17 protein-coding genes are annotated in these 16,275 nt (G+C 70.3%); 11 read left to right on the plus strand and 6 right to left on the minus strand.

Annotated elements, in window-relative coordinates:
• Positions 1-7: 7 nt before the first annotated feature.
• The 6 genes from HYU53_13740 to HYU53_13765 are packed head-to-tail and all read right to left on the minus strand — an operon-like array spanning position 8 to position 6,646.
• Positions 8-835, minus strand: a complete 828-nt coding sequence (locus HYU53_13740) for a DUF547 domain-containing protein (protein MBI2222255.1) — start codon at positions 833-835, stop codon at positions 8-10.
• 1 nt (position 836) lies between these two features.
• Positions 837-1,529: a TVP38/TMEM64 family protein gene (locus HYU53_13745; protein MBI2222256.1), complete on the minus strand. Its 693-nt coding sequence runs from the start codon at positions 1,527-1,529 to the stop codon at positions 837-839.
• Positions 1,526-1,843, minus strand: coding sequence for an inorganic phosphate transporter (locus HYU53_13750; protein ID MBI2222257.1), 318 nt, complete (start codon positions 1,841-1,843; stop codon positions 1,526-1,528). The genes HYU53_13745 and HYU53_13750 overlap by 4 nt, the downstream gene beginning before the upstream one ends.
• A complete protein-coding gene (locus HYU53_13755) occupies positions 1,840-2,652 on the minus strand; it encodes an inorganic phosphate transporter (GenBank protein MBI2222258.1) in 813 nt (270 codons plus the stop codon). The genes HYU53_13750 and HYU53_13755 overlap by 4 nt, the downstream gene beginning before the upstream one ends.
• Positions 2,652-5,135: a methyltransferase domain-containing protein gene (locus HYU53_13760; protein ID MBI2222259.1), complete on the minus strand. Its 2,484-nt coding sequence runs from the start codon at positions 5,133-5,135 to the stop codon at positions 2,652-2,654. The genes HYU53_13755 and HYU53_13760 overlap by 1 nt, the downstream gene beginning before the upstream one ends.
• The gene (locus tag HYU53_13765; GenBank protein MBI2222260.1) at positions 5,123-6,646 is read right to left on the minus strand and encodes a mercuric reductase; all 1,524 of its coding nucleotides are present in this window, start codon (positions 6,644-6,646) and stop codon (positions 5,123-5,125) included. The genes HYU53_13760 and HYU53_13765 overlap by 13 nt, the downstream gene beginning before the upstream one ends.
• Positions 6,647-6,781: 135 nt before the next feature.
• Here HYU53_13765 and HYU53_13770 point away from each other — a divergent pair, with 135 nt between their 5' ends.
• From HYU53_13770 to HYU53_13820, 11 genes are all read left to right on the plus strand, one after another.
• Positions 6,782-7,033, plus strand: a complete 252-nt coding sequence (locus tag HYU53_13770; protein MBI2222261.1) for a zf-HC2 domain-containing protein — start codon at positions 6,782-6,784, stop codon at positions 7,031-7,033.
• Between the two features lie 37 nt (positions 7,034-7,070).
• Positions 7,071-7,715, plus strand: coding sequence for a sigma-70 family RNA polymerase sigma factor (locus HYU53_13775; GenBank protein ID MBI2222262.1), 645 nt, complete (start codon positions 7,071-7,073; stop codon positions 7,713-7,715).
• Between the two features lie 37 nt (positions 7,716-7,752).
• Positions 7,753-7,983: a zf-HC2 domain-containing protein gene (locus tag HYU53_13780; protein MBI2222263.1), complete on the plus strand. Its 231-nt coding sequence runs from the start codon at positions 7,753-7,755 to the stop codon at positions 7,981-7,983.
• A gap of 16 nt (positions 7,984-7,999) precedes the next feature.
• Entirely contained in the window at positions 8,000-8,692 is a 693-nt protein-coding gene (locus HYU53_13785; protein MBI2222264.1) for a Crp/Fnr family transcriptional regulator, read from the plus strand.
• Between the two features lie 21 nt (positions 8,693-8,713).
• Positions 8,714-9,238, plus strand: coding sequence for a carboxymuconolactone decarboxylase family protein (locus tag HYU53_13790; protein ID MBI2222265.1), 525 nt, complete (start codon positions 8,714-8,716; stop codon positions 9,236-9,238).
• Between the two features lie 91 nt (positions 9,239-9,329).
• Complete coding sequence (locus HYU53_13795; protein MBI2222266.1) at positions 9,330-9,797, plus strand: hypothetical protein; 468 nt, start codon at positions 9,330-9,332, stop codon at positions 9,795-9,797.
• Between the two features lie 24 nt (positions 9,798-9,821).
• Complete coding sequence (locus HYU53_13800; protein MBI2222267.1) at positions 9,822-11,204, plus strand: TIGR04283 family arsenosugar biosynthesis glycosyltransferase; 1,383 nt, start codon at positions 9,822-9,824, stop codon at positions 11,202-11,204.
• A 70-nt stretch (positions 11,205-11,274) separates the two neighbouring features.
• Positions 11,275-12,234: an alcohol dehydrogenase catalytic domain-containing protein gene (locus tag HYU53_13805; protein MBI2222268.1), complete on the plus strand. Its 960-nt coding sequence runs from the start codon at positions 11,275-11,277 to the stop codon at positions 12,232-12,234.
• 241 nt (positions 12,235-12,475) lie between these two features.
• Positions 12,476-13,144, plus strand: a complete 669-nt coding sequence (locus HYU53_13810) for a phosphoribosyltransferase (GenBank protein MBI2222269.1) — start codon at positions 12,476-12,478, stop codon at positions 13,142-13,144.
• A gap of 27 nt (positions 13,145-13,171) precedes the next feature.
• Positions 13,172-13,867, plus strand: coding sequence for a dienelactone hydrolase family protein (locus tag HYU53_13815; GenBank protein ID MBI2222270.1), 696 nt, complete (start codon positions 13,172-13,174; stop codon positions 13,865-13,867).
• Between the two features lie 48 nt (positions 13,868-13,915).
• On the plus strand, positions 13,916-16,273 hold the full coding sequence (locus HYU53_13820; GenBank protein ID MBI2222271.1) for a PBP1A family penicillin-binding protein: 2,358 nt from the start codon (positions 13,916-13,918) through the stop codon (positions 16,271-16,273).
• The last annotated feature ends 2 nt before the right edge of the window (positions 16,274-16,275 follow it).

Consider the following 16,275-nt stretch of genomic DNA (forward strand, 5'->3'; position numbering starts at 1 on the left):
AGCTCCGTCAACGCTGGATGTCGTTGAGCGACCAGTCGTAAGAGAGATACCTGATGGAGGGGCGGCCGCTCCGTGCCAGATCTGCCGCCGCCGGCGGGCCGTACTTCACGACCGCGCCGAGAATCGCCCGCTCGTGCGCGTCCCCGGTGCCGGGCACCAGGCGCGCGTGCTGCCCGATGAAATCGCCGCCGTACCACTTGAAGATGCTCGACACCCGGAAGGCGTCGCCGTCGATCTGCAGGCCTTCCTCGCTCGCGAGGTACCGCCGCCCCGCCTGGTCCAACTGCGCGCTCAGGGTCTTCGGCCGGTACGGCTCGCCCGCCAGGGGCGGGCACGAGACCGAGGCGCAGTTCACCGCGAAGTGAATGCGTGCGTCCTTGAACGTCGGGCGCAGGATGCCGTGCTCGATCTCGTCGAGCGAGACGGTTCGGCCCGCCGCCTGCCATTTCATCTCGGTCCACACGCCGTCGATCTGCCGGATGCTGTTGCGCGGGTACACCGTCAACCAGGCCGAACGAATCGGGTAGTGATCGACGATGGCGCGGAGCGTGAACGCGTTGTACGCGTTGATCCAGAAGGCCATCCGCTGTTCGCGCGACCAGCCGCGCTCGCCCGCGGCCGCGGGCGAGGCGAACTCGGCGACGGCGCGATCGAGCCGCGCGCGGTCTGCCTTGAGCGCGGCGTAGTCGACGCGTGGATAGCGGACGTGCCTCTTGAGGACATCCGCGTACGCGACGTACTCGTGATCGAACGCGCGGGCGCCCGGCGCAGGTCCGGCGTGTGAAACAGCGGCGATGCCGATCGCAAGGCCGAACGCGCTGAGGGCCCTCTTCATCTCACGCGGTCTCCTGCAGCGATGCCTTGAGCGCCGCGCGCGCGGCGCGCGCGGCGATCGTGGCGGCGGCCGCCGTCGCGGCCAGGCCGCCAACATACAGGACCATCCGCGCGCTTCCTCCTCCGCCGCCGGCCGACGACAACTCGGCGGCGGCCGGCGCCAGCGCGCCGAGGTACACGTACAGCGCCGTCCCCGGAAGCATCCCGAGAAACGACGCCAGAACGTACGTGCGGAGACGGACCTGCGTCAGGCTGAGCGCATAGTTCAAGACGTTGAAGGGGAAGAGCGGCGAGAGGCGCAGCAGCACGACGATCTTGAACGCCTCTCGCCCGATTGCGCCGTCGACCGCCTTCAGCCGCGGAGACCGGCCGACGCGGGCGGCCGCCCAGTCCCGAAGCAGCGTGCGGCCGAGAAGGAACGCGCACGTCGCGCCGCAGACGCTGGCGGGCGAGGCGACCGCCAGCCCCCAGAACGGACCGAAGGCGAAGCCGGCCGCGAGCGTCAGGATCGATCCCGGCAGGAACGCCACGGTGCTGATGACATACGCCGCGAAGAACATCGCGACGCCGAGCGGGCCCGTGTTCCGCGCGCGCGCGGCGATGGCCGTGATCCAGCCGGCGACAGGCAGGGCGTACGCCGCGGTCGCCGCACCGGCGACGAGCAGCCCGACGAGTGCGATCCGTCTCTTCGTCATGCCGCGAATCCCAGCGCCCACAGGGTGGCCGCGGCGAGCGCGGCGGAGACCGGCAGGGTCACCACCCACGCGCTCACCAGCCCGCCCACCCGCCCCCACCGCACCGCGGCGACATCCTGCCGAAGACCGGCGCCGACGATGGCGCCGGTGGCCACGTGGGTGGTGGACACGGGCAGCGCGTAGAACGACGCAGAGAGCACCAGCGCCGCGCTGACGATCGACGCGGCCAGCCCCGTGCTCTGGTCCATGTCGACGACGCGCGCGCCGAGCGTGCGCGTCACGCGAAGGCCGCCGGCGTAGCTGCCGATGGTCATCGCCGCCCCGTGACCGCGAACGCCACCCGGAGATCCGCGTGCAGCGCGGTCAGTCCCAACGCGCCGATCGCCGCGATCTTCGCGTTGTCGTTCACGCCGCGCGCGAAGCTCAACGCCGCTGACGCGCCCCAGTGCAGCGCCTGCGCCGGGAAGAGGCGCCAGCCTCCGCCCGTGCCGCCGGCCGGCAGGCCGCCGCCGCCCTCAGCGCATCGGCACGTGCGGACGACGACGCCCGGCGCGAACACGGCCGAGGCGGCGCCATCGGCGCCAGTCAGACCGGCCGCGACGCCGCTTTCTTCGACGCACACGCACGCCGGCGCGACGCGCGCGCCGAAACCCTGGACGGCGTAGCCAATCGCGGCGGAAGCCAGCGGGCTCACCGCAAGCGGCGCCGCTATGCCGGACAGCAGAACCCACCACCTGACCGAGCCGGCACCGCCCGCCGCCAGCGCGACGCCCACGATCCCGCCGGTCACGGCGTGCGTCGTCGAGACCGGGAGGCCGGTCAGCGACGCGAAGATGACCCACGCGGCCGCTCCCGTGGCGACGGCCAGCGGAAAGGTGGGCAGCGCGAGCACCTCCGGTCCGACAATCGCCGACGTGAACGCGTTGACGAGCCCGGCGGAAATCGCGAAGGACGCCAGCGCGCCGGCCAACGTCCATAGCGTGCCCCAGGCGATCGCCGTTCGATACGAGGCGCGTCCCGTGCCGGCGAGCGTGGCCACGCCCTTCGACACGTCGTTCGCGCCATTGGCAAACCCGAGCACCGCCGCTCCGGCGGCAGTCAGGATGGCGAGCGTCACCGGCATCAGCAGCAGCTCCCGTCCGCGCCGCAGCGGGCGCCGCCGCCGTCGATCGCCGCCGTCGACGCGATCCCGTCGAGCACCGCGAAGCCGCCGGCATACGGCGGCGCCCCGAGTTTGGCCGCCGTGTCCGTGCACACCTCCACGGGAACACCGCGCGGGAAGAGATGTCCCTCCTCGTCGGTCACGCTTTTCATCGGCCCGAGATAGACGGCGTACTGGCCGATATAGCGGCAGCCGGCCTTCTTCTCGAACTTGAATCCGCGCACGGTCACCGAGTAGAAGTGCGTGCCTTCGACCTCGCGCCAGAACATCTTCTTCAGCACCGTGATGCCGTAAAAGCCGGCGCGCTCGAGCGCGGCGAGAAACGCGTCCTCCGAGAGGGCGCCGCTGATGCACTCGCCCCAGAGCTGGCCGTCGGCGCGCATCGGTGGGGGCACCTCGGTGTCCGAGACGATGTCGGCCAGAACCGCGCGGCCACCGTCGCGCAGCACGCGCCAGATCTCGCGGAACACCGCGGGCTTGTCGGGCGACAGGTTGATGACGCAGTTCGACGTCACGATGTCGGCCGAGAGGTTGTCCAGGGGAATCCGTTCGAGGATCCCCTTGCGGAACTCCACGTTGTCGTACCCCAGGGCCGCGGCGACGCGCGGCTTCGACTCGTGCGCCACCGCGAGCATCTGGTCGGTCATGTCGACGCCGAACACGTGCCCGCCCGGTCCCACGCGCCGGGCGGCGATGAAGCAGTCGATCCCCGCGCCGGAGCCGAGATCGACGAGCGTCTCTCCCGGCTGCGGCGCGGCCGCCGACACCGGGCTGCCGCATCCGTAGAACCGTTCAACGACCTCAGGCGGGATGTGCGCCAGGTCTTCTGCGTCCGGGCGCACCGGGCAGCACAACTCCGCCTGAGGTTCTTCCGCCGCGTGGCCGTAGAACTCGCGGACGGCTGCACGCGACCGATCCGCGACCTCCTCCGACAACACGCAGGCAGAATGCGTCGTACGCACGATCTCCGGCTCGTCGTGGAGCGTGCGCTCACCCATGCCGCGCAGGACGACCGGCCGATCGAAGCCGGACCGCGGCTGGACCGTCGCGCGCCCCTCGACGACGAGCTGCTTCAAGGCATCGCGCGCCAGGCCCTGGTACAGCTCGCAGTAGGGATCGTGGCCGGCGAAGCTGCCGCGTCCCGACGAGCCGCCCGAAGCCCAGTAGCCGTGCTCGAGATCCCCGCCGCCGCAGAGAAACTTGAGGTGGCAGCTCCGGCACTGCGCCTTCTGATCGACGGTCACGCCGCGCAGGTCGTTCAGGACAGGGCTGTTCTTCCAGATGCTCTCGAGCGCGGCGTCGAGCACGCTGCCGCACCGCAGGTCCGGAACCCCGGCCATCGACGCCGAAGGGTAGATGCCGCCGTCCGGCGCCAGGCACAGGCTCGTCCATCCAGCCCCCGCGAGGTCGTTTTTCACGCGCGGCGTGCCGTCGAAGCGCAGCCTCAGCTCCTCGACGTTGTCGATCGTCACGCCCTTTGCGGCAGCCGCGTCACGCGCGCGGCGCACGGTCTCGAGGATCTCGGACGCGGAGGGAAGGTTGGCGAACGGCCCCGCGAGCACGCGGCCGCGGCGATGCGGCCACAGCAGGTGGACGTTTCGGACGCCGAGCTCCGCCGCGAGTTCGACGAGTGCCGGCGCGTCCGACAGGTTGCGCCGCAGCAGCACCATCGTGATCGTCGTGCGCAGGCCGGCATCGACCGCCGCGCGGATGCCGGCGCGGATGCGCCCGAACGTCCCGGCGCCGCGAATCGGATCGTTGACCTCCGGCGACGCGCCGTCGAGGCTGATCTGCACGCGCAGCCGGTCGGACGGCAGCGCCGCCAGGGCGCGAAGCCGGGCGCCCTTGAACAAGGTGCCGTTGGTCATCAGCACCAGCTCGCGCTGCCGCGTCCCGACGATGTCCTCGATCAACTCGATCGCGTCGGCGCGCGCGAGCGGCTCGCCGCCCGTGAGATAAAAACGTTCGGCGCCGAGCGCTTCCGCCTGGTCGATGGCCGAGCGCAGCGCGGGCGCCGGCAGTCCCTTCGCGCCGTCCGGTCCCGACGACACGAGGCAATGCTCGCAGGCGAGGTTGCAGAAGTCGTTGACCTGGATCCAGAACTCGCGGAGCCGCTCGGTCCGCAGGTAAGCGGCGCGGCCGAGATAGGGCAGCGGCACCGCGCCGTCGGTCGAGATGAACTGCTGCCGCAGGGCGTCGCGCGTGAACGTGTCGACGTGCAGCCACGCCCGCGCGGCGTCCAGGCCGGATTCGGCGGCGTAGGCCCGCACGACCTCGCCGAGAGGAGTACGGCCGTCCAGGTGCCGGAGAATGCGCAGGCCGCGCTCGTCGGTCGCGATCCAGTTCGGGCCCGCCGGATCGATGGCGATGGCGGCCCCCTCGGCACGCTCGACGACGGTCGCCGGCGCGCGCAGCACGGTCTGATCGGTCACTATCTTGTCCATGAAAAATATCGTTCGAGCCACCGGCGAACGCCCGGTGTGAGCGACTGGCGGCGGTACATGTCCCCCGCCTTCCGAAGCGCCTCGGCCTGCGTCGGGTACGGGTGGACGGTCGAGGAGAGCGCCCCGAGCGTTCCGCGATGCGTCATCGCGTACGCCACCTCGCCGATCATTTCTCCGGCGTGCGGCGCCACGATCGTGCACCCGCGCAGGCGCCCGCGCTCGTGGTGCACCCGCACGAAGCCGTCGGTCTCATCGTCAACGACCGCGCGATCGACGTCCGCGAGCGGCACGGCGATCGTCTGCAGGCGCCCGCCGCTGTTCGCCACTTCCGCCTCGGACACGCCGAGGTGGGCGACCTCGGGATCCGTGTACGTGACCCACGGGATGACCAGGGCACTTGCCGTGCGCCTGCCGAAGAACAGCGCGTTCTGGATGACGATGCGCGACATGGCATCGGCGGCGTGGGTGAACTTGTAGTCGGAGCACACGTCGCCCGACGCGTACACGCGCGGGTTCGACGTCTGCAGCCGATCGTTGACGCTGACGCCCCGCGGGGTGGCCTTGATGCCGGCCAGGTCCAGGCGGAGCCCCTCGATGTTGGGCGCGCGGCCGGCAGCGACCAGGAGCACCTCGCCGGTGACGCTCGCGCGTCCCTGGCGCTCTCCGTCGCGGAAGTAGTGCAAACGGACTTCACCCGGCAGCGCGTCGGCGCGATCGAGCCTGATGCCCGTTTCGAATCGCACGCCGTCGCTTTCCATCCGGCGCCGGACGATGGCCGCCGCGGCCGCCGACTCGCGCGGCAGCACCTGCGGCGCCTGGTCCAGGACCGTGACGGAGGAGCCGAAGCGCGCGAACGCCTGCGCCAGCTCGCAGCCGATCGGGCCCGCGCCGATCACGAGCAGCCGTCGCGGCCGCTCGGTGAGCGAGAAGATGGTTTCGTTCGTGAAGAACGGCGTCTCGTGGAGCCCCGCGACGGGCGGGGCCGTCGGCCGGCCGCCCGTCGCGATGACGGCCCGCCGGAACCGAAGGCGCCCGCCGTGATACGCGACCGTCCGGTCGTCGGCAAACGACGCGCTGCCGAAGAAGACGTCGATGCCCGCCTCGCGCAGGCGTTCCGCCGAATCGTGCGCGGCAATCGTCGCGCGCCGCCGCCGCATGCGGCCCATCACCGTGGCGAAGTCCACCTGCACCGCGCCGGCCGTCACGCCCAGCGCGGCGGCGCGCCGGATCTCGCCGACGGCGCGCGCCGATCGAATCACCGCCTTGGACGGCACGCAGCCGGTGTTGAGGCAATCGCCTCCAAGAAAATGCCGTTCGACCAGCGCCACGCGCGCGCCGAGGCCGGCCGCGCCCATCGCGCTGACCAGCCCGGCCGTGCCGCCGCCGAGCACGACGAGGTCGTATTTGTCTGCCGGCTGCGGATTGCGCCAGGTTGGTGGATGGACGAGGCGCGCCCGCTCCAGGTCCGCATCGTCCGGGGGGGCCATCGCGCTTGCTGAAACCGCTTCCATTGCGATTCAGTCAGCGGCGAGTGCGGGTTGTTACAGCGCGGCCAGAACTGTGATTCAATTCACACTTTCGGGGGGCCACCAACGCTGGGGCGTCGCGTAACGACGGCCGTGCTTGCGGGACTATTCGGTGGCACAATGCTGACTTGCCGAGACGTCGCCGACTCCGCGACCAGTTACATGGAGCGCAAGCTCACGCTCGGAGAGCGCCTGCAGTTCCGCGCGCACCTGCTGATGTGCCGTTTCTGTCGCCTGTACGTGCGCCAGCTCGCGTTGACGCGCGATGCGCTGCGACGGCTGCCCCGCCCGCTGCCGTCGGACGCAGACCTCGACCGCCTGCTCCACCTGTTCCGATCGCGTGCCCGCCACACGGACGAAGACAGCAGTTGACGCTGCCCCCGGGGACGTTTCGGATGCCGCGGCGTCTATGGAGGGGCGAGGTCACGTGAGATCCGAAGCTGCGGCTGAAGCCGACGATGCCGTCCTGGCGCGGCTGCTGGCGGGAGACGAGGCGGCGTTCTCCGAGCTGGTGACCGCACACCACGCCTCTCTCCTCCGGCTGGCGCTCACCTTCGTCTCCGATCGCGGCGCGGCGGAGGAGGTGGTGCAGGAAACCTGGCTGGGCGTCGTCAAGGGGCTGAAATCCTTCGAGCGCCGCGCCTCTCTCAAGACCTGGATCTTCCGCATCCTCGTGAACCGCGCGCGAAGCCGCGGCGCGCGCGACCGGCGCACGCTGACCTTCTCCGCGCTCCAGGATACGGAGGGAGGCGATGCGGATCTCCTCGATCGCTTCTCGGCCGAAGGACGATGGACGCAGCCGCCGTCGTTATGGCAGGAGCAGGACCCGGAAGATCTGCTCCTGCGCGCCGAGACGGTGCAGTGCCTGGAGAACGCCATCGCGAGCCTCCCACCGAACCAGCAGGCGGTGGTCACGCTGCGCGATGTCGAAGGGATCGAGGCCGGGGACGTGTGTAACATGCTGGCCATCAGCGAGACTAATCAGCGGGTGCTCCTGCACCGCGCCAGGACGAAAGTGCGCGCGGCGCTGGAGAAACACCTGAAGCGGGGCTGAAGCCGCGGCGTGCCGCGGCCGACCGAACTGAATCAAGATGTTGAACTGCCGGGAGATCACCCAGCGCGCGAGCGGCTACCTTGATGGCGCCCTGCCGTGGCACGTGCGCCTGGAAGTACGGTTGCACCTGATGATGTGCCGGTTCTGCCGGGAGTACGTCCGCCAGATGGCCCTGGTCATGCAGGCGCTTCGCCGGCTTCCGGGCCGGGAGCCTTCCGCCGCGCCCAGCGAGGATCTCCTGGCGGCGTTTCGTGCCGAGGGCCGGTAGGCGCCCACTCACGCATATGGCGAACAATCATTCCGCGCTGTGGTACTTCGAGCGTTTCGGGCTGCTCTCCGGGCTGTCCGACGATCAGAAGCTGTGCGTGGAGAGGCATGCCCGCATGCTGCACGTTCAGCGCGGGCAGGCAATCTATTTACCCGGCGACCCCAGCCAGCACGTGTATGTCGTAAAGGTCGGGGCGGTGAAGATCGTCGGAAGCTCGCCGGAAGGATCCGAGGTCATCCTGGCGCTCCTGATGCCGGGGGACATTCTCGGCGAGCTTGCGCTGCTCGGCGACGATGAGCCGCAGGAGCACCGGGCCGAAGCGGTGGACGATACCGTGCTCTGCGAGGTGCCGCGCGAGCTGATGTTCCGGCTGATCGAGGAAACGCCGGCGTTCGGCCGGCACGTGAGCAAGCTCGTCGGCCTGCGCCTCCGCACGTTCCGCACGCGCGTCGGAGAGCTGCTCGGAAAGAGCGCGCCCGCGCGCCTGGCCCACGCCATCCTCGAGCTTTCCGACCAGCACGGCATCCGCGACGGCGGGGGAGTGCTGCTCCCGCTGCGGCTCAGCCAGGGGGACTTGGGAAAGCTGGTGGGCCTCACACGCGAAACCGTGAACGGCATTCTCCAGGTCTGGCGCCACCAGGGCGTCATGGAGATGGATCGGCGGAGCATTCGTCTCCGCGATCCGGACCGGCTGCGGCGCGTCCGCTGACGCGGCTTCAGGAGGGCAACGATGTGGATAGACGGCATCCCGCCTTCAGACGCGACGGGGGCGTTGAAGGACATGTACGAGCGGATCGCGGGGGCCCGCGGAGGCGTCGCCGGGATTCACCAGGCGCAGTCGCTGAACCCGAAGGTGCTCGAGACCCATTTCCAGTTGTACAAAGCGCTGATGTTTCAACCCTCCCCGCTCTCGCGGGCCGACCGCGAAGCGCTGGCCGTGGCTGTCTCGCGCGCGAACTCGTGCGAGTACTGCGCGGCGCATCATGGTGCGGCGCTCGCTCAGCTCGGCGGCCCGTCGTCTCTGCCGCCGGAGGTGTTCGACTGGGCCGCGCGGCTGGCGCGCACGCCGGAGAAGATGTCGGCAGCCGATATCGCCACGCTGCGCGCGGCGGGCCTGTCGGACCGCGCGATCCTCGATGCCGTGTTGACGGTTGCGTATTTCTCGTTTGCCAATCGGTTGGTGATGGGGTTGGGGCTCGCGCTCGAGCCGGACTTTGAAGAAACCTGCCGGCCCAACCTCGGCGCTTCAGTCTGAAACTCGGCCGTTCGACCTCAGGCGGCGGCCGCGTAACGTTTGCGCGCGGCCCGAGACTCACAAAACCGGGGGATTTCACGGAGGTGATGCGATGTCCTCGAAAATCAGCGCGTCGGTTGTCGCGGGTGTCATCGGCGGCGTCGTGTTCGGGATGATGATGCAGATGATGTCCGCGCCAACGCCGGACGGGGGCCGGATGCCGATGATGGCCATGGTCGGCCAGATCGTCGGGTCACCCTCGATCGCCGTCGGCTGGCTGTATCACCTGTTCAACAGCGCGGTGATCGGCGCGATCTTCGGCTGGCTCCTTGGCGGCCGGGTCCACGGCTACGCGTCGGCGCTCGGCTGGGGCGCCGCGTACGGGTTCGCGTGGTGGATCGTCGGCGGGCTGATCCTGATGCCCATCCTGCTCGGCATGCCCGCGTTGGCGCCCCTGATGATGCCGCCCATGCGCGTCGTCGCGATGGGCAGCCTGATGGGACACCTCATCTTCGGCTTGATTCTCGGCGCCGGGTTTGCCTGGCTCTATCGCGGCCTCCACTACCGGGTCGCCGCCTGAGCCTGACGGCGTCACCGCCCGGTCATGCGGATGCCAGCACGTCGAACGTCCGGGGAACCGCTCGTCAGCGTCGTGATCCCGGTGTGGCGGGACGAAGAGGCGCTCTCGCGAGCCCTCGCGCACGTCCGCGCGTCCGCGCGGGTGGAAGTGCTCGTGGCGTGCGCGGGCGGCGAGGAGCGTCGATACGAGCGCCTGCGCGAGCGTTACCACGGAACGAAGTGGATCTCGGCACCGCGTGGCCGTGCGGTCCAGATGAACGCCGGCGCCGCGGCCGCGCGCGGCCGCTGGCTGCTGTTCCTCCACGCCGATTCAACACTGCCCGACGACTGGCTCGACGTGCTCGCCCGGGCGGACGAGCGGGCGGACACCGTTGGCGGCGCGTTCAGGCTCTCGATCGACAGCCGCGCCTGGCAGGCCAGGGTCATCGAGGCCGGCGTGCGGCTGAGGGTCGCGCTTCTCGGTCTTCCGTACGGCGACCAGGCCCTGTTCGTCAGGAGGAAGATCTTCGAGCAGGCAGGCGGATACCGCGACCTGCCGCTGATGGAGGACGTCGACTTCGTCCGGCGGATCAGCAGAATCGGTCGGATCGAGCCCTGCCGATCGCCGGTGCTGACCTCGGCGCGCCGATGGGAGCGCGACGGCTGGTTCCGCCGAAGCCGCCAGAACTTCAGGCTGGTGGCGCAGTTCCTGCTCGGGGCGTCGCCCGCGCGCCTCGCGCAGGCGTACTTCGGCCGGAAGCCGCATGCCGTCGTGATGATGGCGCGCGCGCCCTGGACCACGGGCAAGACAAGGCTCGCCAACCTGGCGAACGAGGCGGCGCACGCGGAGCTGCGTGAGGCGCTGTTCCTCGACACGCTCGAGGCGATGCGGGCCGTGCCCGGCGCGCAGCACGTCATCGCGTGCGAGCCGGCGCACGCGTGCGAGCAGATGCGCGAGCTGGCAGGGCCGGGGATCGACCTCATCGCCCAGCGCGGCGAGGACCTCGGGACGCGGCTGGCGCACGCCTTCGAGGACGTGTTTCGACTGGGTGCCGAATCGGTCGTCGTCATCGGCTCGGATCTGCCCGACCTTCCCGCGGGGGTGATTGAAGCCTCGCTTGTCCGGCTGCGGCTGCGGGGCGATCGGATCGTGCTCGGGCCGGCCGCCGACGGCGGCTATTACCTGGTTGGAATGAACCGGCCGTGTCCCGCCGTGTTCAACGGGATCGCGTGGAGCACGGAACGGGTGCTCGCACAGACGGTGGACGCTGCACGGGCCGAGGGGTTGGATGTGGCGCTGCTCGACGAGTGGGCAGACATCGACGATGAGCGGGACCTCGAGCGGCTGAAGGGCCATTCGAGCGAGCTGACGGCCGCACGCACCCGCGCCTGGGTGTGCCACAATAAGTGGGACAGTCACACTTATTAAGTCTGACTGTCCCGCTTAATAAGTGTGACTGTCCCACTTATTGCTGTCCCACTTCACTATGATCGCCCCCGTGCGCGCCCTCTTTCTCGACCCCGACGGCACCCTGTCGCTCCGCGATCGAACGAAACCGGCACCCGGCGCGGAATGCGTGATCCGTGTCGCGGCAGCCGGGATCTGCGGCACCGACCTCGAGCTGCTTCGCGGCTATGCCGGTTTTTCAGGCGTTCCCGGCCACGAGTTCGTCGGGGTCGTCGAGGAGGCGAGCGCGGCCGACGCTGACTGGATCGGCCGTCGAGTCGCGGGCGAGATCACGGTGGGCTGCGGGCGCTGTGTCGGCTGCCGCGCGGCAGGCCGCGGGCACTGCGACTTTCGCACGGTGGTCGGCATCCGCGGGCGCGACGGCGCGTTCGCCGAGTACGTGTCGCTCCCCTCGGAGAACCTGCACGAAGTGCCCGCGTCGCTCGACGACGCGACGGCGGTGTTCGTCGAGCCGACCGCGGCCGCCTGCCGGGTCGCCGAACAAGTGGCCATCGAGCCCGGCATGCGCGCCGCGGTTGTGGGCGCCGGACGGCTCGGGCTGCTGGTGGCGCAGGTGCTGCGGGCGCATGGCGCGGATGTGACGGCGATCGTCCGAAGCGAGGCGAGCCGCCGGCTCGCGTCGGCTCTGGGATTCGAGGCCGCCGCCGTCGATGAGGCGACCAGGTCGCTCGCGCGGCGGTTCGATCTCGTCGTGGACGCGAGCGGCGCGCCGGGCGGATTCGCAGCGGCGAGCGCGCTGGTCCGCCCGCGCGGCACGCTCGTGATCAAGTCCACGTTTCACGGCGAGACGCCCGTCTCGTTTTCGCCCCTCGTCGTCGACGAGATCACCGTGATCGGGTCGCGATGCGGTCCCTTCGCGCGGGCGATCGAGCTGCTCGCGACCGGCCGGATAGACGTGAAGCCGCTCGTGGCCGGCACGTATCCCCTGGATCAGTTTGCGGCGGCGTTCGAGCGCGCGAAGCGCGGGCTGAAGGTGATTCTGACCCAATAAGGGGGACAGTCACACTTTCCTGGGCCGGCGCTTCGGAAAGTGTGACTGTCCCCCTTATTCTCGCGCCATTCGGACGAACCTGTCGCGGACGAGCGCTCTGCGCCGCCGTCCCTGCACGGGAATCTGCCCTCCTCGCGAACCAAGCGGATCGACGCAACGCCAGTGCCACCACCGCGCGAGGCACCTCGATTGCAGTCTCCTTCTCCTGCCGCGCACCTGGAGGCCAGCCGTGGAGTGGCACCTGGACAACCCGCAGCCCTTCGATAACCGCCGCGCGGCCGGACGGGAACTCGCCATCCATCTCGTGAAGTACAAAGCCCGCCCGGACGTCGTTGTCCTGGCGTTGCCGAGGGGGGGCGTGCCTGTCGCGCATGAAGTCGCGCAGGCCCTTCAGGCTCCGCTCGACGTGTTCCTCGTCCGCAAGCTCGGCCTGCCGCAGCACCGGGAGCTGGCGATGGGCGCGATTGCCTCCGGCGGTGTTCGCGTTCTGAACGACGACGTCGTGGCTTGGTACAGTGTGTCTCCGGCCGTCATCGACGCCGTCGCGCGCGAGGAGCAGGCGGAACTCGAGCGCCGGGAGCGCGAGTACCGGAACGACCGGGCGCCGCTCGATCTGCGCGGCCGCGTCGTCCTGCTCATCGACGACGGCCTGGCCACGGGCTCGACGATGAGAGCGGCGGTGCAGGCGATTCGCGCGCGCGAGCCGGCGCGCATCGTCGTCGCGGTTCCGGTGGGCGCGCCGGAAACGTGCCACGAGTTCACCGGCGTCGCCGACGAGATCGTCTGCGCCCGTACCCCCGAGCGGTTCTCGGCGGTGGGGCTGTGGTATCGCGACTTCTCGCAGACGAGCGACGAGGAGGTCCGCGAGCTGCTGCAGGAAAGCGCCGGAGCGGTGGGGAGGTCGCGGTGATGGGCGACAGCGGAATGTGAGGACACCATGGCACGCGAGGCGCCCCGCAAGCGGGTGCTTCATGAAGCGGTTCAGATCGACAACGGCGTCATCGTGCTCGACGCCGACCTGCGCGTGCCGGATCGCGTCGCCGGCCTCGTGATCTTCGCGCACGGCAGCGGCAGCAGCCGCTTCAGCCGGCGCAACCGCGCGGTGGCGGCCGTGCTCGAGGACGCGTCGTTTGCCACGCTTCTGCTCGACCTGCTGACGCGCGAGGAAGAGCTGGCGGACGAGGTCACGCGCGAGTACCGGTTCGACATCGATCTGCTCGCACGGCGGGTCGTCTCGGCCGCCGACTGGGCGCAGGATCGCCCGGACCTGCGCGCCCTGCCGGTGGCGCTCTTCGGCGCGAGCACGGGCGCCGCGGCGGCCCTCATCGCGGCGGCGGAACGCCCGCGCGTGACGCGCGCCGTGATTTCGCGCGGCGGGCGCCCCGACCTCGCCGACGCGGCGCTGCCGCGCGTCCAGGCGCCGACGCTCCTGATCGTCGGCGAACACGACGAGCCGGTGATCGAGATGAACCGCGACGCCATGCTGCGCATGAAGATCCCCGTGGATCTGCAGATCGTGCCCGGCGCGACGCACCTCTTCGAGGAGCCGGGCGCGATCGAGCACGTGGCGCGGCTCGCGGCGGACTGGTGCCGGCGGCATCTGAAAGCAGGAGCGCGGGTTGAGCGTGCGTGAGATCCCCGCGCCGGACCGCGGCGAGAATGTGGGACAATCGACCCCGCGATGTTAGCCCCGGGCTCCGCCATTCGCCGCCGCCTCGCCGCTCTCTTCTTCATCGCCGTCGCGCTCCTGACGTGGGGCGTGGCAGGTGCGCTCGCGTGGTTCAGCTACGACGTCACGCTGAGGCTGCCGGGCCAGCAGGCGATTTCCGGCATCGGCGACATGGCGCAGCGGACGACGATCTTCGATGCGAATGACCGTCACGTGTTCACGGTCTTCAAGGAACAGCGCATCGAGATCCCGCTTCGGCAGATGTCGCCGGCGCTGCTGAAGGCGGTCGTGGCGGTCGAGGACCAGCGGTTCTACGACCACGGCGGCGTCGACATGATCCGCGTGGGGGCCGCGCTGCTGGCGAACCTGCGCGAAGGGCGGCGCGCCGAAGGGGGCAGCACGATCACGCAGCAGCTCGCGCGGCAGAGCTTTCTCACGCGCGACAAGACGCTGCGGCGGAAGTTGAAGGAGATCGTCCTCGCCTCGCGCCTCGAGCGGATGTACTCCAAGGAACGCATCCTCGAGCTGTATCTGAACAAGGTCTATTTCGGCGACGGGCTCTACGGCGCCGAGGCCGCGTCGCGCGGGTTTTTTGGCAAGCCGGCGGGCGATCTGGACCTGGCCGAGGCGGCGCTGCTCGCCGGCGTGATCCAGTCGCCCTCGGCGTACGCGCCCACCATCAACGTCGAACGCGCGATCGCGCGGCGCAACCTCGTCCTGCACGCGATGCTCTCGACCCGCGCGATCTCGCGCGAGCAGTACGAGGAGGCGCGCGCCGCGAAGGTGGCGCTCGACGACGCGCTGGACGTCGAGGAGCGCTTCGGGCTGTATTTCAAGGAGCACGTGCGGCGCGAGCTGGTGGAGAAGTTCGGCTGGCAGCGCGTGTACGAGGGCGGGCTGAAGGTCTACACCACGCTGGACTCGGCGCTGCAGCAGGCGGCGGAGCGACAGTTCGAAGACGGGCTCGCGGAGATCGAGCGCCAGCGCGGCTTCGATCAGCCCACCCGCGCCGCGCTCGTGAAGGCGTCGGCGAACGGCGACGCGGTCAAGCCCGATTACCTGCAGGGGGCGCTTGTCGCGATCGATCCGCAGACCGGCCGCGTCCCGGTGATGATCGGGGGACGCGACTTCGCGGCGAGCCGCTTCAATCGAGCCGTCCAGGCCAGGCGGCAGCCGGGATCCGCGTTCAAGCCGTTCGTCTTCGCCGCCGCCCTCGAGAACGGCTACTCGCCCGCCTCGCTGATCAGCAACCTGGACGATCCCGTCCTCACGCTGGAAGGGGAGTGGGTGCCGGAAGACGAGCACTCGTCGGCGCGGTCGATGACGCTGCGATCCGCGCTGCGGATGTCGAGCAACCGCGCCGCCGTGCAGCTGCTGCGGCAGGTGGGCATCCCGCAGGCGGTCAGCTACGCGCAGAAGCTCGAGGTGGGGACGCCGCCGAGCGTGCCGTCGCTGGCGCTCGGCGCGGGCGTGGTGACCCTCGAGTCGCTGACCTCCGCGTACGCGGCGTTTGCCAACGGCGGTGTCGTGCGCGACCCGGTGACCATCCGCCGCGTCGAAGACAAGGACGGCCGCGTGCTGTTCGAGGCGAAGGACGCGCCGCGGCGTGCGATCAGCGAAGCGACCGCGTTCCTGATGTCGAACATGCTGGCCGACGTCATCAACGCCGGGACGGGCTACCGCGCGAGGCGCGAGGGGTTCCTGCTCCCGGCCGCGGGGAAGACGGGCACGACCAACAACTTCGTGGACGCGTGGTTCGTCGGGTACACGCCGAAGCTGGTGACCGGCGTGTGGGTCGGCTTCGACCAGCCGCGGACGATCGTGCCGGAGGGATACGCGGGAGACCTCGCCGTGCCGCTCTGGGCGCGCTTCATGCGCACCGCCACGCGCGGCGCAAAACCCGAATGGCTGTCGCGCCCGAAGGACGTCGTCGCGATGAATATCTGCCGGGTGTCGGGCAAGCCGCCCGACGGCGGCTGCGGCAGCGTGGCGGTCGAAACCGCCGACGGCCTCGTCGAGACGCGCTCGATGATCTACACGGAATATTTCGCGCGCGGCACGCAGCCGTCAGGTGTGTGCCCGCTGCACCCGGCGCCGTCGTTCCTGGATCGCCTCGCGGGGATCTTCGGCGCCGAGGGGGACCAGAAGCCGGTGAACGCCGCGGAGGTCGGCCTGCCCGCCGGCGCGCTGCCGCCCCCGCCGGCCGCGCCCGCCGCGACAAGCGGCCAGACCGCTCCGGCGGCGCCTGCCGCGGAGGCGCAGCCGGCGGAAGACGAGAAAAAGAAGAAGCGCGGCTTCTGGTCGCGGTTGTTCGGGCGCGGAAAAGAGGACGAGAAGAAGCCGGAGGCGCCGAAGAAGCCCGTGCCCTAGCG

It is taken from the genome of Acidobacteriota bacterium (assembly GCA_016184105.1).
GTDB lineage: Bacteria > Acidobacteriota > Vicinamibacteria > Vicinamibacterales > 2-12-FULL-66-21 > JACPDI01.

Excerpts from the sequence above, each read along its gene's own strand:
- HYU53_13785 (MBI2222264.1), top strand. The coding sequence starts at position 8,000 with ATGGCGAACAATCATTCCGCGCTGTGGTACTTCGAGCGTTTCGGGCTG.
- HYU53_13755 (MBI2222258.1), bottom strand. The coding sequence starts at position 2,652 with ATGCCGGTGACGCTCGCCATCCTGACTGCCGCCGGAGCGGCGGTGCTC.
- HYU53_13775 (MBI2222262.1), top strand. The coding sequence starts at position 7,071 with ATGGAGGGGCGAGGTCACGTGAGATCCGAAGCTGCGGCTGAAGCCGAC.
- HYU53_13820 (MBI2222271.1), top strand. The coding sequence starts at position 13,916 with ATGTTAGCCCCGGGCTCCGCCATTCGCCGCCGCCTCGCCGCTCTCTTC.
- HYU53_13765 (MBI2222260.1), bottom strand. The coding sequence starts at position 6,646 with ATGGAAGCGGTTTCAGCAAGCGCGATGGCCCCCCCGGACGATGCGGAC.
- HYU53_13780 (MBI2222263.1), top strand. The coding sequence starts at position 7,753 with ATGTTGAACTGCCGGGAGATCACCCAGCGCGCGAGCGGCTACCTTGAT.
- HYU53_13760 (MBI2222259.1), bottom strand. The coding sequence starts at position 5,135 with ATGGACAAGATAGTGACCGATCAGACCGTGCTGCGCGCGCCGGCGACC.
- HYU53_13815 (MBI2222270.1), top strand. The coding sequence starts at position 13,172 with ATGGCACGCGAGGCGCCCCGCAAGCGGGTGCTTCATGAAGCGGTTCAG.
- HYU53_13795 (MBI2222266.1), top strand. The coding sequence starts at position 9,330 with ATGTCCTCGAAAATCAGCGCGTCGGTTGTCGCGGGTGTCATCGGCGGC.
- HYU53_13790 (MBI2222265.1), top strand. The coding sequence starts at position 8,714 with ATGTGGATAGACGGCATCCCGCCTTCAGACGCGACGGGGGCGTTGAAG.
- HYU53_13800 (MBI2222267.1), top strand. The coding sequence starts at position 9,822 with ATGCGGATGCCAGCACGTCGAACGTCCGGGGAACCGCTCGTCAGCGTC.
- HYU53_13750 (MBI2222257.1), bottom strand. The coding sequence starts at position 1,843 with ATGACCATCGGCAGCTACGCCGGCGGCCTTCGCGTGACGCGCACGCTC.
- HYU53_13770 (MBI2222261.1), top strand. The coding sequence starts at position 6,782 with ATGCTGACTTGCCGAGACGTCGCCGACTCCGCGACCAGTTACATGGAG.
- HYU53_13745 (MBI2222256.1), bottom strand. The coding sequence starts at position 1,529 with ATGACGAAGAGACGGATCGCACTCGTCGGGCTGCTCGTCGCCGGTGCG.
- HYU53_13740 (MBI2222255.1), bottom strand. The coding sequence starts at position 835 with ATGAAGAGGGCCCTCAGCGCGTTCGGCCTTGCGATCGGCATCGCCGCT.